15 protein-coding genes and 1 tRNA gene are annotated in these 21348 nt (G+C 73.2%); 9 read left to right on the top strand and 7 right to left on the bottom strand.

Annotation, left to right across the window (positions count from 1 at the left end; all coding sequences use genetic code 11):
* Positions 1–60 precede the first annotated feature (60 nt).
* From ACFVVU_RS20050 to ACFVVU_RS20040, 3 genes are all read left to right on the top strand, one after another.
* Positions 61–134 (top strand) — tRNA-Lys (locus ACFVVU_RS20050).
* Positions 135–391: 257 nt separating this feature from the next.
* Entirely contained in the window at positions 392–2923 is a 2532-nt protein-coding gene (locus ACFVVU_RS20045; RefSeq protein ID WP_387791234.1) for a transglycosylase domain-containing protein, read from the top strand.
* A 120-nt stretch (positions 2924–3043) separates the two neighbouring features.
* Entirely contained in the window at positions 3044–4144 is a 1101-nt protein-coding gene (locus ACFVVU_RS20040; RefSeq protein ID WP_387791232.1) for a DMT family transporter, read from the top strand.
* Positions 4145–4187: 43 nt separating this feature from the next.
* Here ACFVVU_RS20040 and lepB read toward each other — a convergent pair whose 3' ends face one another.
* Positions 4188–4976 (bottom strand): signal peptidase I, encoded by a 789-nt coding sequence (lepB, locus tag ACFVVU_RS20035; protein WP_380683920.1) that lies wholly within the window; start codon positions 4974–4976, stop codon positions 4188–4190.
* A 147-nt stretch (positions 4977–5123) separates the two neighbouring features.
* Positions 5124–5486, bottom strand: a complete 363-nt coding sequence (locus tag ACFVVU_RS20030) for a chorismate mutase (protein ID WP_380683919.1) — start codon at positions 5484–5486, stop codon at positions 5124–5126.
* Between the two features lie 332 nt (positions 5487–5818).
* Here ACFVVU_RS20030 and ACFVVU_RS20025 point away from each other — a divergent pair, with 332 nt between their 5' ends.
* Both ACFVVU_RS20025 and ACFVVU_RS20020 read left to right on the top strand, forming a co-directional pair.
* The gene (locus ACFVVU_RS20025; protein ID WP_350571830.1) at positions 5819–6247 is read left to right on the top strand and encodes an OsmC family protein; all 429 of its coding nucleotides are present in this window, start codon (positions 5819–5821) and stop codon (positions 6245–6247) included.
* Between the two features lie 535 nt (positions 6248–6782).
* Positions 6783–8693, top strand: a complete 1911-nt coding sequence (locus tag ACFVVU_RS20020) for a putative bifunctional diguanylate cyclase/phosphodiesterase (RefSeq protein ID WP_387791278.1) — start codon at positions 6783–6785, stop codon at positions 8691–8693.
* Between the two features lie 21 nt (positions 8694–8714).
* Here the strand turns inward: ACFVVU_RS20020 and ACFVVU_RS20015 are convergent, their stop codons facing one another.
* Positions 8715–9818 (bottom strand): LLM class flavin-dependent oxidoreductase, encoded by a 1104-nt coding sequence (locus tag ACFVVU_RS20015; protein WP_387791229.1) that lies wholly within the window; start codon positions 9816–9818, stop codon positions 8715–8717.
* Positions 9819–10322: 504 nt separating this feature from the next.
* Between ACFVVU_RS20015 and ACFVVU_RS20010 the strand changes: the two genes are divergently transcribed.
* Both ACFVVU_RS20010 and ACFVVU_RS20005 read left to right on the top strand, forming a co-directional pair.
* Positions 10323–10919, top strand: coding sequence for a DedA family protein (locus tag ACFVVU_RS20010; protein ID WP_380683917.1), 597 nt, complete (start codon positions 10323–10325; stop codon positions 10917–10919).
* A gap of 321 nt (positions 10920–11240) precedes the next feature.
* A complete protein-coding gene (locus tag ACFVVU_RS20005) occupies positions 11241–12536 on the top strand; it encodes a hypothetical protein (protein WP_387791227.1) in 1296 nt (431 codons plus the stop codon).
* Here ACFVVU_RS20005 and ACFVVU_RS20000 read toward each other — a convergent pair.
* Complete coding sequence (locus tag ACFVVU_RS20000) at positions 12533–13546, bottom strand: alpha/beta hydrolase (RefSeq protein WP_387791225.1); 1014 nt, start codon at positions 13544–13546, stop codon at positions 12533–12535. The two genes, ACFVVU_RS20005 and ACFVVU_RS20000, sit on opposite strands and share 4 nt — an antisense overlap.
* A 580-nt stretch (positions 13547–14126) precedes the next feature.
* Here ACFVVU_RS20000 and ACFVVU_RS19995 point away from each other — a divergent pair.
* The gene (locus ACFVVU_RS19995) at positions 14127–16055 is read left to right on the top strand and encodes a glycosyltransferase family 2 protein (protein ID WP_387791223.1); all 1929 of its coding nucleotides are present in this window, start codon (positions 14127–14129) and stop codon (positions 16053–16055) included.
* Between the two features lie 9 nt (positions 16056–16064).
* Positions 16065–17996: a galactose oxidase-like domain-containing protein gene (locus ACFVVU_RS19990; protein ID WP_387791221.1), complete on the top strand. Its 1932-nt coding sequence runs from the start codon at positions 16065–16067 to the stop codon at positions 17994–17996.
* 28 nt (positions 17997–18024) lie between these two features.
* Here the strand turns inward: ACFVVU_RS19990 and ACFVVU_RS19985 are convergent, their stop codons facing one another.
* From ACFVVU_RS19985 to ACFVVU_RS19975, 3 genes are all read right to left on the bottom strand, one after another.
* Complete coding sequence (locus tag ACFVVU_RS19985; RefSeq protein ID WP_380687335.1) at positions 18025–19158, bottom strand: glycoside hydrolase family 6 protein; 1134 nt, start codon at positions 19156–19158, stop codon at positions 18025–18027.
* Positions 19159–19308: 150 nt separating this feature from the next.
* Positions 19309–19986, bottom strand: a complete 678-nt coding sequence (locus tag ACFVVU_RS19980; RefSeq protein ID WP_355370160.1) for a uracil-DNA glycosylase — start codon at positions 19984–19986, stop codon at positions 19309–19311.
* 312 nt (positions 19987–20298) lie between these two features.
* Entirely contained in the window at positions 20299–21078 is a 780-nt protein-coding gene (locus tag ACFVVU_RS19975) for an HAD-IIA family hydrolase (protein WP_355370040.1), read from the bottom strand.
* Between the last annotated feature and the right edge of the window lie 270 nt (positions 21079–21348).

Below are 21348 nucleotides of genomic sequence, written 5' to 3'. Positions count from 1 at the left end.
CGACGGACCGGACGGTTCGAGGCGCCCCTCGGGAGCGTGTATTGTTTTCCCCGTCAGCCGGCGCCGCTAGCTCAGTTGGTTAGAGCAGCTGACTCTTAATCAGCGGGTCCGGGGTTCGAGTCCCTGGCGGCGCACCGACACCGGGGAGCCTCTCGTTCATACGAGGGGCTCTCCGGCTTTTCGCTGCCCATTGACGTCCGATTTGTGTGTGATGTCGGTCTCGCTTCCCGTCGCGGTGGAGCCAACCGGTACCTTCGGCGCGTTCTGGGCTGTATATCGGATAAGGGACAAAGGTCCCCCGACCGCCGACGATCCCGTCTGCGCGAGCCGGCACAGCACCCGTGCGTCCTGCCGCCCGCTCAGTCGCCCGCCCGCTGGAAAGGCCGCCGCTTTGTCCCGTATCGCCCTGCGCGGCGCGCCGCGCGTCCGCAAACCCAAGGCCCGTCGGCCCCGCAAGCGGCGCACCGGCTGGCGCAGACTGATCCCGACCTGGCGGATGACCCTGATCGGCTTCGCGTCCGCGCTGCTGCTCGGGATCGGCCTCTTCGCCCTGGGCATCACGCTGGTGAAGGTGCCGGACGCGCACGCCGCCGCGACCCTGCAGAGCAACAACTGGCTCTACTCGGACGGCTCGGTGATCGCCCGGACCGGCCAGACCAACCGGCAGAACGTCGGGCTGGACAAGGTCTCCCCCGCCGCGCAGCACGCCACGCTGGCCGCCGAGGACCGCAACTTCTACCACGAGGGCGCGGTCAACGTGCCCGGCCTGGTCCGCGCCGCCGTCAACACCGCCAAGGGCGAGGGCACCCAGGGCGGCTCGACGATCACCCAGCAGTACGTGAAGAACACGTACCTGAGCCAGAAGCAGTCGATATCGCGCAAGGTGAAGGAACTCTTCATCGCGATCAAGGTGGATGCCACCGAGAGCAAGGACGAGATCCTCTCCAGCTACCTCAACACCTCCTACTACGGGCGCGGCGCCTACGGCATCCAGGCCGCCGCACAGCAGTACTTCGGCATCGACGCCTCCGAGCTCAACGCCGCCCAGGGCGCCTACCTGGCCACGCTGCTGAACGCCCCGAGCGCCTACGACGTGGCCACCGCCACCCCGGCGGGCAAGCAGAACGCCGTCAACCGCTGGAACTACGTGCTCGACGGCATGGTGAAGGAGGGCTGGCTCTCCGCCGAGGAGCGGGCCGCCACCACCTTCCCCGAGGTCAAGGACCCGCAGGCGCAGCTCGGGCTGTCCGGTCAGGCCGGCTACCTGGTCAACGCCGCGACCGAGTACCTCACCACCAACCAGATCATCAGCGAGTCGGAGCTGGCCAAGGGCGGCTACACGATCAAGCTGACCGTCGACCCGGGCCGCCAGCAGGCCCTGGAGAGCGCCGTCCAGGGCCAGCTGCACGACACCCTGAACCCGGAGAAGCGGAAGAAGGACGCCGCGGCCCAGCCCGGCGCCGTCTCCGTGGACCCGAAGACCGGTGCCGTGGTCGCCCTCTACGGCGGCGTCGACTACACCAAGCACTACGTCGACAACGCGACCCGGCGGGACTACCAGGCGGGCTCGACCTTCAAGGCGATCGCGCTGGCGGCGGCGCTGGAGAACAACGCCAAGACCCAGTCCGGCCAGACCATCACCCCGCGCACCGTCTACGACGGCACCAGCGGCCGCAAGGTCCGTGGCGGCAAGGGCACCCCGTACGCGCCGCCGAACGAGGGCGACAAGAGCTACGGCCAGATCACCCTGCAGCAGGCCACCGACTGGTCGGTGAACTCGGCGTTCGCCCAGCTCGCCCAGGACACCGGGCTGAGCAAGGTGCGGGACACCTCGATCGCGCTCGGCCTGCCCAGCAACACCCCCGGGCTGGACCCGGTGCCCTCGATCCCGCTGGGCACCGCCACCCCGAGCGTGCTCGACCTGGCGGGCGTGTACGCCACGCTGGACAACGGCGGCAAGCAGATCACCCCGTGGCTGGTCCAGTCGGTGGACCGCGAGGGCGAGCCGGTCGAGCTGCCCGCGCACAAGGCCACCCAGGCGGTCAGCGAGCAGACCGCGCGGCAGGTCACCTCGATGCTCCAGGGCGTGGTGAGCGACCAGGGCGGCACCGGCTGGCGCGCGAAGGCGCTGGGCCGGCCGGCGGCGGGCAAGACCGGTACGACCGACGACCAGAAGTCGGTCTGGTTCGTCGGGTACACCCCCGAGCTGGTCACCTCGGTCGCGCTGTTCGGCCAGGACCCGGACACCGGCGCGCAGGTCAGCCTGAGCGGCACCGGCGGGATCGACGGCGCGGCGGGCGGCCAGTACCCCGCGCAGATCTGGACCAGCTACATGAAGGCCGCCCTGAAGGGGCAGCCGGTCGCCGACTTCCCGGCGCCCTCGGGTGCGGACGACTCCGCGCGCAGCGGCTCGGGCTCCTCGGGCTCCGGCTCGTCGTCCGGTCCTTCGAGCACTCCGTCGAGCACCCCCGACGGGTCGGCGACGCCGTCCGGCGGGCCGTCGTCCCCGGCCGGGCAGGGCGGCTCCGGCTCCTCCGGCGACCAGGGCTCGGCACCGACCACCGCGCCGTCGACCGGGCCGACCACTCCGCCGCAGCCGACCGGGGGCACCGGCGGCTCGGGCTCCGGTTCCGGCTCGGGTTCCGGCTCCGGTTCGGGCTCGGGCGGCTCCGGGTCCGGGTCCGGGTCCGGGTCCGGTGGCACGGGCACCACGCCGACCCAGCCGACGACGCCGCAGCCGAGCACCAAGCCGACCAAGCCGCCGGTGCCGAGCACCGGCCCCACCACCGGGCCGACCGCCCCGCCGCCGACCGGGGGCACCGGCGGCTCGGGCTCGGGCTCCGGCTCGGGCTCGGGGACCGGCGGCGGCACCGGGACGGACGCGGGCGTCGGCGCCGGGACGGGGACCGGAACCGGGGGGTAGTCGACGGGGTCGGGGCGCGGGTGGGCCGCTGGGCGGCGGACGCTCGCGCTCCGTGCCGGGCAGGACCGAATGATGGAATGACCCCTTACCGAATGACGGTACGACTGTCAGAATTCGTCGGTGCACAGCTCCAACCCCCTGCTCGGCCGCTCCTCCGGCCGGACCCTCGGTCTCACCCTCGCCCTCGTCTCCGCGTTCGCCTTCGGCGGCTCCGGCACCGCGGCCAAACCACTGATCGAGGCCGGGCTCTCCCCCCTCCACGTGGTCTGGCTCCGGGTCACCGGGGCCGCCGTCGTACTGCTGCCGCTGGCCTACCGCCACCGCGATGCCGTCCGGCGCCGGCCCGGCCTGCTGATCGGCTTCGGCCTGCTCGCCGTGGCCGGCGTCCAGGCCTGCTACTTCGCGGCGATCTCCCGGATACCGGTCGGCGTCGCCCTGCTGATCGAGTACCTCGGCCCGCCGCTGCTGCTCGGCTACGTACGGTTCGTCCAGCGCCGGCCGATCAGCCGCGGCTCGGCGATCGGCGCGGGCGTCGCGGTCGCCGGGCTCGCCTGCGTGGTCGAGGTCTGGAACGGCCTGAGCTTCGACGCGCTCGGCGTCCTGTTCGCCCTGGGCGCGGCCTGCTGCCAGGTCGGCTACTTCGTGCTCGCCGACGCCGGAAGCCGGGGCGAGCGCCCGGTCGATCCGATCGCCGTCAGCGCCTACGGCCTGCTGATCGGCTCGGTCGTGCTCACCGCCGTGACCCGCCCCTGGGAGGCCGACTGGGACAAGCTCGGCGGGGACGTGGTGATGAACGGGCACACCCTGCCCGCGCTGATCCCGGCGGCCTGGATGGTGCTGGTCGCGACCGTGCTCGCCTATCTGACCGGCGTCGTCGCCGTCCAGCACCTGTCACCGCCGGTCGCCGGGGTGGTGGCCAACCTGGAGGCCGTCGTGGCCACCGTGCTGGCCTGGGTCCTGCTCGGCGAGCACCTCGGCCTGCCGCAGATGGCCGGCGGTCTGCTGGTCCTGGCCGGGGCGTTCGCCGCCCAGAGCGGAAAGTCCGCCGGGGCCGGAAGGTCCGCCGAACCGGCCGGGCCGGAGCGGTCCGGGCCGCTGTCTTCGGAGGCCGCCGCGCCGGAGGCGATACCGGCCGGGGCGACGGCCCTCGGCGAGCGGCTCGCCCGGGCCGCCGAGGCCGACACCGAGGCCCACCTCGGCCGGGAGCAGGGCCGGCGCTAGCCGACCGGGCGTCCGGGAGGGTGCGCCGCGGCCCGCTCCGGGATCAGCGGCCGACCCAGCCGAACCAGTCGAGGTGGCCGAGCGGCCACACGACGGCCGACACCGGGCCGACCACGTTGTCCACCGGCACGGCCCCGCCACCGGGGCCGCGCTGGTGGTAGCGCGAGTCCGCGGAGTCGCTGCGGTGGTCGCCCTCCACCCAGACGTGGCCCTGCGGCACCGTCACCGGACCGAAGTCCAGCCCGGCGCAGGAGTCGTCCCCGGGGTGGAGATAGGGCTCGTCGACCGCGGCGCCGTCGACGGTCAGCGTGCTGCCGGAGCACTGCACCGTCTGCCCGCCCGTCGCGATGACGCGCTTGACCAGGTAGTTGTCGTCCTTCGGCGGCACCAGGCCGACGAAGGAGAGCACCGATCCCAGCGCGTTGGTGACCGGGTTCCCGCCGGTCGGCTGCGGCGGCAGCCAGTCGCCCGGGTCCTTGAAGACCACCGGCTGGCCCCGCTCCGGCTCCCAGCCGGTCAGCGGGGCGAACTTGTTCACGCCGACCCGGTCGCCGACCCGCAGGGTGTTCTCCATCGACCCCGAGGGGATGGTGAACACCTGGAACAGACAGGTCTTGATCAGCAGCGCGACCACCAGGCCGACCGCCGCCATGGCCGGGATCTCGATCCACCACGGGCGCGTCCGGCGGCCCGGGCGGCGGGCCTTCGGCGGCCTGACCCGACGCCCCTCGGCGGCACGGCGCGCCCGCCGGGCCTCGGCCCGGCCCCCGCTCGGGGCGGCGGGTCCTGCCTCTGCTTCGCCGCCGTGCGTATCGGGCAGGTTCACCGCCATCGTCGCTGCTCCACTCTCAGGCTGCGGGGGAACCTGCACGCTACGCCAACCGGGTTTCCAGGCGAAATCGGGCTTTTACCCTCGTCAGACATCCCACCGGCCCGGACCGGGCGTCTCCGGGTGCTCCCGGCCCGGCCGGTCGCGCCCTCAGGCGGAGGCGTTCCCACCGGCCACGGTGTCGCTCGCGATGGCCTCGTGGTGCCGGATCACCTCGGCGATGATGAAGTTCAGGAACTTCTCCGCGAACACCGGGTCCAGGTGCGCACCGGCGGCCAGCTCGCGCAGGCGCTTGATCTGGGTGCGCTCGCGGGCCGGGTCGGCCGGCGGGAGCTTGTGCTCGGCCTTGAGCCGGCCGACGCGCTGGGTCGCCTTGAAGCGCTCGGCCAGCATGTGGACCACCGCGGCGTCGATGTTGTCGATGCTCTCGCGCAGGCTGGTCAGCTCGGCCCGCACGGCGTCGTCGACCCCCTCGGGCAGTCCGGCGTCGGGGGTCGTGGGGTGGTCCGTCATCGGGGCGGCTCCGCGGCTCTCTCGGTCTTGCGCCCGACCGTGCGGCGGCCGGGCCCGGGCCCGGGCCAATCTAACAGGGCGCCCGGCGCGGGCCCGCACCATTCGGCCCAATCGTCCACGATCCGGACGGCACACGGACCGACCGCCGGACGGCGCCCCGAGCTGCCGGGGTCCGCCCACGGACGGCCCGGGCCGCCGGGACGGCTGGGGGATTTTCGGACGCGACGGACCGGTGCGCTACTTGTGGCCCGCCCCCGACCTGCCCGTAGGCTGGCCTGCGGCATGACCGGACGTGACGAATCAGCAGTTCCTCAGTAACGGAGGTCCCGATCGTGGCAACCACCCGCACCGCCCGCACCGCCTGGGAAGGCAACCTGGTCGACGGCAAGGGCCAGGTGACGTTCGCGTCGTCCGGCATCGGCGAGTACCCGGTCTCCTGGCCGGCCCGCGCCGAGGCCCCGAACGGCAAGACCAGCCCGGAGGAGCTCATCGCGGCCGCGCACTCGGCCTGCTTCTCGATGGCCCTCTCGCACGGCCTGACCGGCGCGGGCACCCCGCCCACCAAGCTCGACACCCAGGCCGACGTCACCTTCCAGCCGGGCACCGGCATCACCGGCATCCACCTCACGGTCACCGGCGAGGTGCCCGGGCTGGACGAGGCCGGCTTCGTGAAGGCCGCCGAGGACGCCAAGGCGAACTGCCCGGTGAGCCAGGCCCTGACCGGCACCACCATCACCCTCACGGCCAACCTGGCCGGCTGACCTCCCCCGGGCGTCCCGCCCGACGACCCCGGCCCGGCGCGCGTCCGGTGCTCGGCCGGGGTCCGCAGGGCGCTCTCCCGGAGCACACGCCCCTGGTGCACATCATGTGATGTGCACCAGGGGCGTCCGCATGTATCACCACACTCACGCCCAAACCAGGCGAATCACCCTGGCGGCGGTCACCGCGCGTTGCCGTCGCGTCCTATGATCGGCCGCAGCGCCCTGTTCCTCACGGTTCCTCAGGGGGGCTCCCATCCGGCCGCTCCGTCCCGAGCGTCCGCACGGAGTCCGACCTCCGCGAGCGCGGCAGAGTGCGGAGCCGGCCGCCGAAGTCGGGTGACCGGCCGGACCAGCGTCAAGCGTCAGCAGCGGACGGGAGCATGCCGTGCCGGGCCAGAACGAGGGGGCCGACGCGCACACCGCCCCGGCCGAGGGCACGGTCAACGGCACGGCCCGGGCCGCCCTGGCCGACGACGGTGCCACCCACCGCTGCCCCGCCTGCTCGGCCCCGCTCTCCCCCGGCGGCACCCACCACGTGGCGGACGGCCCCGGTGCGAACGGCTCCGGCGCGAACGGCCGGCCGGCCGACGAGACCGCCGAGACCGACGAGGCCGACGAGCGGGATCTGGCCACCCTGCGGGCCAGCGAGTCCCGGCTGCGGGCCGCGTTCAGCGACGCCGGCATCGGGATGGCCCTCATCGACCCCGAGGACCGGATCATCGAGGTCAACCCGGCCTTCGCCGCGCTGACCGGCCGCACCGTCGACGAACTGGTGCGGACCCACATCCACGAGATCGTCGATCCCGAGGGCATGCCGCGCCGGCTGTTCCGCGCGCTCGTCCACGGCGAGCACGACCGGCTCCGGGTCGAGAAGCAGCTCAAGCACCGCGCGGGGCGGACGGTCTGGAGCAAGGTGACCGTCTCGCTGATCCGGGACGCCGAGGGCGGCCCGCTCTACACGCTCGCCCTGGTCGAGGACATCACCGAGCAGCGCCGGCTCGGCGACCGCCTGGAGTACCAGGCCCTGCACGACCCGCTGACCCGGCTGCCCAACCGGACCTACTTCTTCGAACGGCTCGACGCCGCCTGCCTGACCCCCGACCGGGCCACCGACCCGCTGGGCGCCGGCGTGGGCCCGGGAACGGGGACCGACGGGCCCCGGATCGGCGTCTGCTACCTGGACCTGGACGGGTTCGCCGCGATCAACGAGGCCCTCGGCCACCACATCGGCGACCAGCTGCTGATCGCCGTCGCGACCCGGCTGCGGCGCGGCTTCTCCGCGCACGGCGCCCGGCTGGTCGCCCGGATGGGCGGCGACGAGTTCGCCGTCCTGGTGCCCGACAGCCGCGGCAGCGACCAGCTCACCGACCTGGCCGCCCGGATCCTCGACGCCCTGGAGCGCCCCTTCGACGTGGCCGGCCACCGGCTGGTGGTCACCGCCAGCGTCGGCGTCGTCGAACGCTCCGTGCACGAGACCACGCCCACCGACCTGGTCAAGGACGCCGACGCCACCCTGTACTGGTCCAAGGCCGACGGCCGCGCCCGGTGGACCCTCTACGACCCCGACCGGGGCGCCCACCAGCTGACCCGCCAGCTGCTCGCCACCGCGCTGCGCCCCGCGCTGGAACGCGGCGAGTTCACCATCGAGTACCAGCCGCTGGTCGGCCTCGCCGACGGCGCGGTGCACGGCGCCGAGGCCCTGGTCCGGTGGCGCCACCCCCGCTACGGGACGCTCTCGCCGGACCGCTTCATCCCGCTCGCCGAGGAGTCCGGGGCGATCGTGCCGCTCGGCAAGTGGGTGCTGGAGGAGTCCTGCCGCCAGGCGCGGCGCTGGCTCACCGAGTTCCCCGAGACCGAGACCTTCGTGAGCGTCAACCTGGCCGCCCGCCAGATCTGGGACTCCGACGTGGTCGCCGACGTCGCCCAGGCCCTCGACCGCACCGGCCTGCCGGCCCGGCTGCTGCAGCTGGAGATCACCGAGAGCGCGCTGCTCGGCCCCGGCGGACGCCCGCTCCAGGCGCTCCAGGCGCTCGCCGACATGGGTGTGCGGATCGCGATCGACGACTTCGGGACGGGCTACTCCAACCTGGCCTACCTCTCCCGGCTCCCGGTGCACGTGCTGAAGCTGGACGGCACCTTCATCGAGGGGTTCCGCGACCCGGCGCCGAGCGGCGGCCGACCGGAGCTCCCCGAGCTCCGCTCGCGGCGCAGCGACGCGGACGAGCAGATCGTCGGTGCGATGGTGCAGCTCGCCCACACCCTCGGCCTGACCGTCACCGCCGAGGGCATCGAGAGCGCCGCCCAGGCCGAACGGCTGCGGCTCACCGGCTGCGACACCGCCCAGGGCTGGTACTTCGCCCGCCCCGGCGAGGCCGAACTGGTCGCCGCGATACTCCGCGACGGCCGGGAGGACCGGGAGGACCGGGAGGACCGGGGCGGGCGTTAGGCCGGTCAGGCCTGGCCGGTGTCAGGTGGTCGCGGTCAGGCCGTACGCCTCGGCGATCAGACCGTAGGAGCGCAGCCGCGCCTCGCGGCCGTGGACGTGCGAGGTCACCATCAGCTCGTCCACCCCGGTCCGCTTGCGCAGCGCCTCCAGGCCGTCGGCCACCGCGCCCGGCGCGCCGAGGACCACATTGCCCAGCCAGTCGTCGATGAAGTCCGCCTCCACCGGGCTGTACGGGTAGGCCTCGGCCTCCTCGGGGGTGGGGATCGGGCCCGGGTCGCCCCGGCGCAGACGCAGCATGCCGAGCGCCGCGGAGCGGGCGAGGCGGCGGGCGGAGGTCTCGTCGTCGGCCGCGACCGCGCTCACCCCGATCACCGAGTACGGCTCGTCCAGGACGGCCGAGGGGCGGAACTCCGAGCGGTAGAGGTCGAGCGCCGGGAGGGTGTTCGCGCTGCTGAAGTGGTGCGCGAAGGCGAACGGCAGGCCGAGCCGGCCGGCCAGCTGGGCGCTGAAGCCGGAGGAGCCGAGCAGCCAGACCGGCGGGCGTCCCTCCCCCTTCGGCACGGCGGTGAGCCGCTCGTACGGGTGCCCGGCGGGGAAGCTGCCGTCCAGGAAGTGGGTCAGCTCGGCGAGCTGGCGGGGGAAGTCGTCGGCGCCCTCGCCGAGGCCCCGGCGCAGGGCCCGGGCGGTGGCCTGGTCGGTGCCGGGGGCCCGGCCGAGGCCGAGGTCGATCCGGCCGGGGTGGAGCGCCTCCAGCAGGCCGAACTGCTCGGCGATCGCCAGCGGGGCGTGGTTGGGCAGCATCACGCCGCCGGAGCCGAGGCGCAGCGTGGTGGTGTGGGCCCCGAGGTGGGCGAGCAGGACGGCGGGCGTGGAGCTGGCGACGCCGGGCATGCCGTGGTGCTCGGCCACCCAGAAGCGGTGGTAGCCCCACTGTTCGGCACTGCGGGCGAGGGTGGTGGTCGCGGCGAGCGCCTGCGCGGGGGTGTCGCCCGCCCCCACGGTGGCCAGGTCCAGGATCGACAGCGGAGCGGGCGCCGTTCCCCGGACGGTGCCCCGGATCGCGTCCGCGGGGTGCGGTCCGGCCCCGTTCTCCCGCCGGCTCTCCTGGCTGTCCTCGGTCGTCATGCCGTCCGTCCTCCTGGCCGTGGTCGGTCCCGTCCACCGGTGCGGTTCACCGGATTTCGCACCGGGGACGGTCGCTGCCGCCGCCGGTGCCGACATGGGTCAACCCCGGTCCGGGGCTCGCTTGTTCCCCGATCCGACGGACCGGCCCGCGACGGGCGGGCTGACTCAGAGCCAGCGGACGAACACCCGTGGCGACTTCACGCCAGCGCGGGAAGTCGCCAGCCCGGGGTCTCGCGGTCGGCGGCCGGCTTCCGGCAGGCTGGGTCCCAGGCGGATCACCCAACCGGATCCGCACTCACCAGCAAGGTCGTCGGGCTGGACCAGCGCCGACCGATCCCCGCGAGCCCCCGGAGCGGCACCCCGCCCCGGGGGCTCGTGCCATTGCCGCCCCGGACGTGACTCCCGCCACAACGCCCGGGGTGCTTCATGGCATGAAAAGTCGAGGCGCTAGCGTTGTCCCTTGCAACCACTGCTCCCCCGGGCAGCCTGGAGGGAGTAGGGAACATGGACATCGCGGCGCTGGTCGGATCCTCGTGGATCTGCGCCCTGGCGCTCTGCGCCGTCCTCGGTGACGCCTTCCTCCCCTTCCTCCCCAGCGGGAGCCTGGTCATCCTCGCGGTGCTCAAGACGGCCCAGATAGACGGCGCCCCCGTGCTGCTCGGGCTCGGGGTGGCCACCGCCTCCTTCCTCGGCGATCTGCTGCTGCTGCGGCTGGCCCGGCGCGGCGCGCCGATGGTCAGCCGGCGCCTCGAACACCGTCCGAAACTGGCGGCCAGCGTGGCCCGGGTCCAGCAGACCCTGGACGGTCGCACCACCCGGGCGGCGGCCGCCATGGTGGTGATCGCCCGCTTCGTGCCCGCCGGGCGGACCGTGCTCGACCTGGCCATCGGCCACTCCCCCGCCCATCCCCACCGCTTCCTGCGGTGGTCGGCGCTGGCCGCGATGATCTGGGCGGCCTACATCGTGACGCTGGGCTGGCTCAACAGCCACTGGTTCGAGACGGCCTGGCTGAGCCTCGCGGTCTCCTGCACGGCCGCCACCGTGGTGAGCACGGCCATCGCGCGGGTCGTCCGCCGCAACCGCCGGCTCGCCCTCGACTGACGCGCGCGCCCGCCCCTCCCCCGGCGGCCCCGACACCCCCTGACACCCCCTGACACTCCCCGACGCCGCCCCGACGCCGCCCCGGTGCTCGCGAGAACGCCTGCGACGAACGGGCGAAGCGTCACAGGACGGCAACAGAAGACATTTCTTCGCATACCGCACGGGTGTGCCCCGCGTGTTCAGTCCCGGCGGACCCTCCGGGCTTTGGTGACCCCCGCGGCCGCGTGACATGCTAACGACGGATAATCAATCAATTGTCTGATATGACCGATGCGGCTCCGGCCGTGATCACCACCCGGTCCGGACGATCCAGGGGAGACGATGGGCAGCATCTCGCGCAGGACCGTGCTCACAGCCACCGCCGCGACGGCGGCTCTCGGAGCGGTGGCGGCCTGTTCCGGGGGCGGCTCGGGGCCGGCCGGTCCCACCGGATCGGCGCCGGGCTCCGCCCCCACCTCCACGACCGGCACCGGCAGCTCCGGGCCGACCACCACCGGCACCCCCACCGGGACCCCGGCCAAGGGCACGCCGATCGGTGACGGCTCGACCTCCGACACCGGACCGCAGCCGAACCAGCCCAAGCCCGAGAAGCTCAAGCCGGGCGAGCGCCCGCCGCAGTTCGTGGTCTTCTCCTGGGACGGCGCCGGTGGCACCGAGGACGGCCAGTTCCCCCGGTTCCTCAAGCTCGCCGAGGAGCACAAGGCCTCGATGACCTTCTTCCTCTCCGGCATCTACGCCCTGCCCAAGGGCAAGGCCGACCTCTACCACCCGCCGAAGCACGCGGTCGGCGCCTCCGACATCCCCTACCTGTCGGACGGTGCGGTGAAGACCACCCTCAAGCTCATCAGCCAGGCCTGGCTGGCCGGCCACGAGATAGGCACCCACTTCAACGGCCACTTCTGCTCGACCCGCTCGGACGGCAACGGCGTCAACAAGTGGACCCCCGAGGACTGGCAGAGCGAGATAGACCAGGCCGTCGGCTTCGTGACCCAGTGGCGGACCAACACCGGCTTCACCGACGTCGACCCGCTCCCCTTCGACTACAAGAAGGAGCTGATCGGCGGCCGCACCCCCTGCCTGGAGGGGCAGAAGGCCCTGCTGCCGACCATCGCCAACCTGGGGTGGAAGTACGACGCCAGCTCCTCGGGCGGCCAGCAGATCTGGCCGCAGAAGGTGCAGGACGGCAAGATCTGGGACCTCCAGCTGCAGAGCATCCCCTTCCCGGGGCACTCCTTCCAGGTGCTCTCCATGGACTACAACATCCTGGCCAACCAGTCGTCCGGCACCACCAAGGGGGACCCGGCCAAGTACGACGAGTGGCGCGCCCAGGCCCGGGACGCCTACCTGGCCGGGTTCGACCGCGCCTACAACGGCAACCGCGCGCCCTTCTTCATCGGCAACCACTTCGAGCAGTGGAACGGCGGCATCTACATGGACGCCGTCGAGGAGGTGCTGAAGACCGTCGCGAGCAGGCCCGAGGTCCGGCTGGTCTCCTTCAAGCAGCTCGTCGAGTGGCTGGAGGTCCAGGACCAGTCCACCCTGCGCAAGCTGCGCACCCTCAACGTCGGGCAGGCACCGGCCGGCGGCTGGGAGTCCTTCCTCGGCGCGGCCGGCTAGCGATCTGAGCCACAGGGCCCGCCGAGCACGGCGCGGGCCACCGTCCCGGCCCCGGCGCCGCCCCAGAGGATCGAGTAGTGGTTGGTGTCCGGCACCACCGAGGCCGGGACCGGGTGGGTGCCGTCCAGCCCGGCGGCGGCGAGCCGCTTCTCGTCGTAGAGACCCTGCGGCTCGTCCAGCAGACCGCGCTCCGCCCAGATGAGCTCGCCCGGGCAGGGCAGCCGGTGCACGGCGGCGGCCGCGTCCCGGTCCAGCAGGACCTGCGCCCCGTCGGTCTCGACCGCCGCCAGCACGCAGGAGGAGCGCAGTTCGGGCTCCTCGCCGACGAGGTCGCCCTGGGTGTAGGCGTCGATCCCGGCGGACCAGCCGCCCACGAAGGCCGGGTGCCGCTGCCAGAAATCGCGGTACGCCTGCCGGTCGGGGAAGGTCATCGACAGCCGGGCCAGCGCCGGTCCGAGCACGGCGGCCAGGGCGTCGCCCTCGCTCACGCCCTCGGGCGGCGGGAAGCTGACCGCGCCGTCGACCAGCACCACCCGGCCGACCAGCTCCGGGTGGCGGACGGCCGCCAGGGCCGCCACCCAGGCACCCATGGAGTGCCCGACGACGACGGTCGGCCCCAGGTCGAGCCCGCCGATCAGGGCCGCCACGTCGTCGGCGTGGCGGGCCAGTCCGTACGGCCCGCCGAGGTCGCGGCTGGCGCCGCGCCCGCGCAGGTCCGGCGCGAGCAGGGTGGCCCGCCCGGCCAGCCGGCGGGCCACCTCGAACCAGGCGAGGCCGTTGGCGGTGATGCCGTGCACCGCCACGACGGTCGGCGCGCCGGGCACGGTGGCCGGCCAGCGGAGCACGGACAGTTCCCCGCCGGGGACCGGAACGGCGATCCGCTCCGGAGCGGTCCCGGCCCCGGTCCCGGCCCCGGTCCCGGCCCCGGGCTCGGGCTCGGGCTCGGGCTCGGTCCCGTGCTCGGTCTCGGCCCCGGCGAAGTGGTCGATCGGGCTCTCGGGCTGGCTCATGCTGGACTACCTCCTGTGGGCCGGCGCCGGGCGGCACGGCGATCCGGGCGCGATCCGGTCGGCGACCCGGGGGTGCCGCGAGGGCGGATGCCGGAACCGTAGGCCGGACGTGCGGGCTGCGACATGTGCCCGGACGATGCATCAGCCCATCCTGCTATGGCGGCCGGCCCCATACCACCCGCCCGCCGAGCCACCCGCGGAATCGAATGGTCCGGAAAGGGCGGCCGATGATTCGCCGCTATAACACCGACATGCGGGCAATTGGCCGGGAATCGCCATATTCACCGGTCCACGCGCTGGTCATTCCCCTGACCGGTTGCAATCGGGCGCACCCTCCGCGACAGTTGGGGAAGCCAGGGGGTCCGGTTTCCCCGGAAGGGAGTCCGGGGGCACCGCGGGGATCCCGCATTCGACGCCGCCGCACCGTCACACACCTCGATCGATCGTACACGTTTTAGTGATTGACGGTCCGGAATCACCGGAACCGCCGGGCGACCGTGCGAAGCACCGGATCGCACACCCCTGGTCGGAGCACGCACGAAGAGGCGGGTCCGCGCGGCCGGCCACGGGGGGAGCGCACATGACCGGGCCGTTCTCGCGTCGGGCGAAGGGCGCGGAACCCCCCGTTCCGGGACCCTTACCGCCCCCCGTCGCGGAGTCGCCCCCCGCTCCCGAACCGATCGCCGTTCCCGAAGCCCCCTACGACTACGCCTACTTCAGCCGGCTCGCCGGCCGCGCGGAGGAGGTCACCGCCGCCGATGAGCCGTACCGGGTGCGCTACCGCAGCCTGCTGAGCCGCGAACCGCACCGCGTCCGGGCCACGCTGCTCCTGCTGGCCGCGCCCCTGGTCGAGGGCGTGCTGCTGGTCTGGCTGCTCCAGCCGGGCCACTGGCCGGTCCGCCCCGGCGAGACCGACACCTGGCTGCTCGCCGGCGACAAGGTGATGATCGCGATCATCGCGCTGGTCGAGGTGTTCCGGCTGGTCAACGTCGTCTCCAACGCCCATGCGACGCTCGCCGCCCGCGACCCGGTCCCGGTGACGCCCGAACGCGGCACCCGGGTCGCCTTCCTCACCACCTTCGTCCCGGGCAAGGAGCCGCCCGAGATGGTGCGCGCCACGCTCACCGCCGCGCTGGCCGTCCGACACGACGGCCCCTTCCAGGTCTGGCTGCTGGACGAGGGGAACGATCCCGCCATGCGCGATCTCTGCGACGGGCTGGGCGTGCGCCACTTCAGCCGGGACGACATCCCGCAGTGGAACACGCCCAAGGGCCGGTTCCGCGCCCGGACCAAGCACGGCAACTACAACAGCTGGCTCCAGGCGTACGGCGCCGACTACGACTTCTGGGTCTCGGTGGACACCGACCACGTGCCGCTGCCCGAGTTCTGCGAACGCATGCTCGGCTACTTCCGCGACCCCGACGTCGCGTTCGTCGTCGGCCCGCAGGTGTACGGGAACTACCGCACCTCGGGCTCGCTGGTCACCAAGTTCTCGGAGAGCCAGCAGTACCTCTTCCACGCCCTGATCCAGCGGGCCGGGAACCGCTACGGCGCACCGATGTTCGTCGGCACCAACAACGCCGTCCGGATCGGGGCGCTGCGCTCGATCGGCGGGCTGTACGACTCGGTCACCGAGGACATGGCCACCGGCCTGGAGTTCCACCGGCACCGCAACCCGGCCACCGGCGAGCGCTGGAAGTCGGTCTACACGCCGGACGTGCTGGCGGTCGGCGAGGGGCCGTCGTCGTGGACGGACTTCTTCTCCCAGCAGCTGCGCTGGAGCCGGGGCACCTACGAGACCCTGCTGACCCAGTACTGGCGGGCGGCGTGGGGGCTGTCACCGGGCCGGCTGCTGAACTACACGCTGATGGTCTCCTACTACCCGATGGCGGCGCTGACCTGGCTGCTCGGCGGGGTGTCCAGCGTGCTCTACCTGGGCTTCGGCGCCTCGGGCGTGCATGTGTCCTCCGAGCTGTGGATGGCGCTCTACAGCGACGCGGCCGCGCTGCAGATGCTGCTCTACACCTGGAACCGCAAGCACAACGTGAGCCCGCACGAGCCGGCCGGATCGTCGGGCGTGGCGGGCATGGTGATGTCGGCGCTGTGCGGGCCGATCTACGCCGCGTCGCTGCTGCAGACCCTGCTGCGGATCCGCAGCCGGTTCGTGGTGACGCCGAAGGGCGAGTCGACCAGCCCCGACCGGATCCACACCTTCCGCCTCCACCTCTTCTGGGCGCTGGTCTTCGGCGGCGCCGTCGCGGCCTCCTTCCTGACCGGCCACGACCACATCGCCATGCGGACCTGGGCCTGCCTGGCCCTCCTCCTCAGCCTGCTGCCGATGCTGCTGCTCGCCGCGGACGCCGTACAGCGCCGCCGGGCCCGGCCCGTCTCCACCCTCTCGCTCGGCCCGGCTCCCGAGCCCGGGTCCGATCCCGCTCCCGACCCCGGGTCCGACCCCGGGTCCGAATCCACGCCCGCACCCGCGGCCACGCCCGCCACGAGGGGATGACGAACCACCGTGAAGATCCGCCACACCGGCCGCACCCGGCGCTTCGCCCTCGGCAGCACCGTCGCCCTGACCGTGGCCGGGATGAACGCGCCCGCCGTCCTCGGCTTCGCCAACGACCAGTACCACCACTACGTGATCAACCGCCCCGCCTACAAGGCCGAGTACGGCCACTGGCAGACCCTGGTGCTCCCCGCCGAGTTCCGGATCAACGCCATCCACGCCGCGCTGCTGCGCACCGGCAAGGTCCTGATCATCGCCGGCTCCGGCAACAACCAGAAGAACTTCGACGCCGGCACCTTCAGGAGCCTGCTCTGGGACCCGGTCGCCAACACCTACAAGAACGTCCCCACCCCCGCCGACATGTTCTGCGGCGGCCACACCGCGCTGCCCGACGGCCGGATGCTGGTGGCCGGCGGCACCCGCCGCTACGAGGCGCTGGACGGCGCGGTGAAGAAGGCGGCGGGCACCATGCGGATCCGCAACGAGGACCCGGACGCCGCCCACACCCTCCCCAGGGGCACCGTCTTCCGCGCGCCGGACGGCCGCGAGTACGTCTCCACCGACGACGTCACCGTCCCCGCCGCGACCAAGACCGGCGCCGGCACCGCGACCGTCGTCAAGGCCGCCGAGACCCGGGTGTTCGCGGAGGCGGTGGTCCCCGGCCGGGCCTCGGTGCTGGACGCCCCGGCCCAGTTCACGGTCAAGGGCCTGACCGGCGCCGACGCCCGGAACGTCTACGGCACGGCCGAGCGGATGACCCTGGAGAAGCAGGACTACCAGGGCATCCGCGCCGCCTTCGAGTTCAACCCGGACACCGAACTGTACGAGCAGGTCACCGACATGGCCTACGCCCGCTGGTACCCGACGCTGACCGGGCTGGGCGACGGCCGGGTGGTCACCGTCTCCGGGCTGGACGACACCGGACAGATCCTCAGCGGCAACGACAACGAGATCTACGACCCGGCGCGCAAGACCTGGTCCAAGGCGCCGGACCGCTACTTCCCGACCTACCCGTCGATCTTCCTCACCGCGACCGGCCGGCTCTTCTACTCCGGTTCGAACGCCGGCTACGGGCCCGCCGACAAGGGCCGGGAGCCCGGGCTCTGGGACCTCACCGACAACAGCTTCCGGCCCGTCCCCGGGCTGCGCGATCCGGAGCTCACCGAGACGTCCGCCTCCGTGCTGCTGCCGCCCGCGCAGGCGCAGAAGGTGATGGTGCTCGGCGGCGGGGGCGTCGGCGAGTCCCCGCTCTCCACCGCCCGCACGGACATCGCCGATCTCAACGCCGCGCAGCCCGCGTTCACCCCGGGCCCCGACCTTCCGGCCGGCGGCACCCGCTACCTCAACAGCGTGATCCTGCCCGACGACACCGTCTTCACCACCGGCGGCTCGCGCGACTACCGGGGCAAGCACCGCAGCGACCTGCTCAAGGCGCAGACCTACCACCCGGACACCAACACCTTCACCACCGCCGCCGAGCCCACCGTCGGCCGGAACTACCACTCCGAGGCGCTGCTGCTGCCCGACGGCCGGGTGGCGGTGCTCGGCTCCGACCCGCTCTTCAACGACAAGGCGGGCACCGAGCCGGGCACCTTCGAGCAGCGGATCGAGATCTACAGTCCGGCCTACCTGTTCCGCGGCGAACGGCCGGAGCTGACCGACGCCCCGGCCGCCGCCCGGCTCGGCGGCACCGTCCGGGTGGCCACGTCCGCGCCGGACCGCATCTCCACCGCCAAGCTGGTCCGGCCGAGTTCGGTCACCCACGCCACCGACGTCGAACAGCGCTCGGTGGCCCTGGACATCGGCGCGCGCACGGCGGACGGCGTCGCGCTCACCCTGCCCGCCAACCCGAACCTGCTGCCGCCCGGCTGGTACATGCTCTTCGTCACGGACGCCGCCGGCACCCCTTCGCCCGCGCGCTGGATCCAGGTCACGCCCTGAGCCGGCGGGCGCGGGGCGCAGCCCGCCGCTACCCCGCGGTGCCGGTGCCGCCGCCGGTACCGGTGCCGGCACCCGCCGTCGCCAGCCCCAGCGCGTACGGGAGCCAGAACTCGCCCGCCGGGGGCTCGCCGCGACCGCACTCGCCGTCCGACTCCCCCGGGTTCTTGATCCAGAGGTACGCGTCGACGCCGGGCCGCCCGGTCTCGCTCGTGGGCGGCGCGCCGAGCGCGCGGCCGGGCGGGTTGCACCACGCCTCGGAGTCCAGCGGGCCGTTGCCGTTGCGGCTGGTGTCGACGACGAAGTGCTTGCCGTCCAGCAGGGCGGACAGCTGGGCGCCGAACGCGGCGTTGCGGTCGGTGGTGAAGAAGTTGGAGACGTTCACCGCGAAGCCGTCGGCCGCCGCGATGCCCGACCTGCGCAGCGCCTCGGCCAGCGCGGACTGGTCCGACGTCCACCCGGGGTTCCCGGCGTCCAGGTAGACCCGCACCCGCGGGCGCTTCTTCAACTCCTGGACGGCGAAGGCCAGCAGGCCGTACCGCTCGGCGGCGGCATCGCCCTTGACCCCGCAGCTGTCCAGGGTGTGCGCGATGGCGTCCGGTTCCAGCACCACCCAGGCCCGGCGGTCGCCGAGGGCCTCCGCCAGGCCGGTGATCCAGGCCCGGTAGGCGGCGGCGTCGGGCGCGCCGCCGGCCGAGTAGAGACCGCAGTCCCGGTGCGGGATGTTGTAGGCGACGAAGACCGGCGTGCGGTCGGCCTCGGCGGCGCGGCGGCTCACCTGGTCGGCGATGTCCCGGGCCGCCTGGTCGCCGAGCCACTGCGAGGACGGCTGGCCGGCGATCCGCAGCAGGGTGTCGGCCTCCGCCGTCCGGCCCCGGCCGCGCAGGGCGGCCGACTGACGGGCGACGGCGGTCCGGTCGGAGACGTAGAAGGTCTGGCCGGGCAGCTGCGGCAGCGCGGCCGCACCCGCCCCGGGTGACGCGGGCGATGCGGCCGGTACGGTCGGCGCGGCCGTCGTCCCGGTCGAACTCCCTTCGCCGGAAGCGCCCTTGACTCCGGAGGTGCTTCCGCCGCCCCCCGAGCATCCCGTGGCAGCCGCCAGCAGCCCCAGCAGCGCCGCCCCCGCGGCCAGCCGGAACCCCGCCCCTCGCCCAACTCGGCGCACGTACCGCCCCTCCCCCGACCCGGTCCGGGCCACCCCGGCCGGCCCCAAGCTTCGCACACGGGGCCCCGCCCGCCGCCCACTATCGGGTGAACGGCGGGCTCTCACGGACCGGGAGACGCTCCGTCAGGACGGGCCGGGGGGTGCGGCGGTTCAGGCCTGCTTGAGGTCCGGGATCCGCCAGTCGATCGCGTCGACCCCGAAGCCCTCCAGCGCGGTGTTGATCTGCGAGAACGGCCGGCTGCCGAAGAACAGCTTCGCGGACAGCGGCGACGGGTGCGCGCCCTGGACCACGACGTGCTTGTCGGTGTCGATCAGCGGCAGCTTCTTCTTCGCGTAGTTGCCCCAGAGCACGAAGACCACCGGCTCCTCGCGCGCGCTCACCGCCTTGATCACCGCGTCGGTGAACTTCTCCCAGCCCTTGGCCTTGTGCGAGTTGGCCTCGTGCGCGCGCACCGTCAGCACCGCGTTGAGCAGCAGCACGCCCTGCTCGGCCCAGTGCATCAGGTAGCCGTTGTCGGGCGCCGGGATGCCGAGGTCGGCGTCCAGCTCCTTGAAGATGTTGCGCAGCGACGGCGGTGTCTTGGTGCCCGGCAGCACCGAGAAGCTCATGCCGTGGGCCTGGCCGTCGTCGTGGTACGGGTCCTGCCCGAGGACGAGCACCCGGACCTTCTCGTACGGCGTGGCCTCCAGCGCGGAGAACTCCTGCCCGCTCGGCGGGAAGACCTGGTGCTCCGCGCGCTGGGCCGCCACGAAGGCCGCCAGCTCGGCGAAGTACGGCTTCTCCGTCTCGGCGCCCAGCACCGCCTGCCAGGAACCCGGCAGCTCCAGGCCGGCACCCGCTTCCGTCCCGCCCACGTTCGCCTCGACCGTCCCCGCCTCGACCGTGTCCGTCACGACGACCTCTACCTCCCACCGGACGGCCGCTCACCGCCGCACCGCCCCGACCTGCGGGCATATCGCGCCCCTCGCGCCGTACGCCCTCTTTCACCCCGAACGCTACACAGGCCCACCGACAACCGGCTCCCCCGCCGCCGAACCGGCCCCTTCCCCGGCGGTCCCGAGGCGCAGAGCGAACGGGCCCCGCTCCCGGCCGTCGGAACACGACCGGCCGGGAGCGGGGCCCGCGACAGCGGCTCGGGACTAGATCAGCTCGACCAGGTCCGCGATCGACTTGACCACCCGGGTCGGCCGGTACGGGAAGCGCTCCACGTCGGCGGCGGCGGTGAGGCCGGTGAGCACCAGGATGGTCTCCATGCCGGCCTCCATGCCGGCCACGATGTCGGTGTCCATCCGGTCGCCGATCATGACGGCGGTCTCCGAGTGGGCGCCGGCCGTGTTGAGCGCCTCGCGCATCATCAGCGGGTTGGGCTTGCCGACGAAGTACGGCTCGACGCCGGTCGCCTTGGTGATCAGCGCCGCGACCGAACCGGTGGCCGGCAGCACGCCCTCGGTGGACGGGCCGGTCTCGTCCGGGTTGGTGCAGATGAAGCGGGCGCCCTGGTTGATCAGGCGGATCGCCTTGGTGAGCGCCTCGAAGCTGTAGGTCCGGGTCTCGCCGAGGACGACGTAGTCCGGGTTGTTGTCGGTCAGCACGTAGCCGGCCTGGTAGAGCGCGGTGGTCAGGCCCGCCTCGCCGATCACATACGCGGTGCCGCCGGGGCGCTGGCCCTTCAGGAACTTGGCGGTGGCCAGGGCGGAGGTCCAGATGCACTCCTCGGGCACCTCCAGGCCCATGCCGGCCAGTCGGGCGCTGAGGTCGCGCGGGGTGTAGATGGAGTTGTTGGTGAGGACCAGGAACGGCTTGCCCGACTCCCGCAGCCGGCGCAGGAACTCCTCCGCGCCCGGAATCGGGGTGCCCTCGTGGATGAGGACACCGTCCATGTCGGTCAGCCAGGACTCGATGGGCTTGCGGTCTGCCACGTGCGTGTCTCCCGAAGTCTTGCCATGTCATGCGATGGCGATGGTCGTACGAAATTGCGGCGCATCGCCGTCACCGTTGCGCCTCCCACCGGCCGGACCCTCCTCGGGACACCGGACCGCCGGGGGTACTGCTGGCTGCCCCAACCGGGCCACAGCCTAATCCGCACACCAGGTCGACGGCAGTACGTCCCGCCCGCCGGGACGCCCCGGGACGCCGAGGCCGCTCGGCATGCCCTCCTCAAGGGCTCCTTAAGACGCCCCTAACCGCAG

It is taken from the genome of Kitasatospora sp. NPDC057965, from assembly GCF_042887135.1.
Taxonomy (GTDB): Bacteria; Actinomycetota; Actinomycetes; order Streptomycetales; family Streptomycetaceae; genus Kitasatospora.
The sequence above is the reverse complement of the archived record's forward strand: the minus strand, read 5'-3'. Positions and strand labels throughout refer to the sequence as shown.

What these genes read in the sequence shown, in the direction of transcription:
- ACFVVU_RS20005 (WP_387791227.1), top strand. Translation starts at nt 11,241, where the DNA reads ATGGGCAGCATCTCGCGCAGGACCGTGCTCACAGCCACCGCCGCGACG.
- lepB (WP_380683920.1), bottom strand. Translation starts at nt 4,976, where the DNA reads ATGGCGGTGAACCTGCCCGATACGCACGGCGGCGAAGCAGAGGCAGGA.
- ACFVVU_RS20015 (WP_387791229.1), bottom strand. Translation starts at nt 9,818, where the DNA reads ATGACGACCGAGGACAGCCAGGAGAGCCGGCGGGAGAACGGGGCCGGA.
- ACFVVU_RS20030 (WP_380683919.1), bottom strand. Translation starts at nt 5,486, where the DNA reads ATGACGGACCACCCCACGACCCCCGACGCCGGACTGCCCGAGGGGGTC.
- ACFVVU_RS19995 (WP_387791223.1), top strand. Translation starts at nt 14,127, where the DNA reads ATGACCGGGCCGTTCTCGCGTCGGGCGAAGGGCGCGGAACCCCCCGTT.
- ACFVVU_RS20010 (WP_380683917.1), top strand. Translation starts at nt 10,323, where the DNA reads ATGGACATCGCGGCGCTGGTCGGATCCTCGTGGATCTGCGCCCTGGCG.
- ACFVVU_RS20000 (WP_387791225.1), bottom strand. Translation starts at nt 13,546, where the DNA reads ATGAGCCAGCCCGAGAGCCCGATCGACCACTTCGCCGGGGCCGAGACC.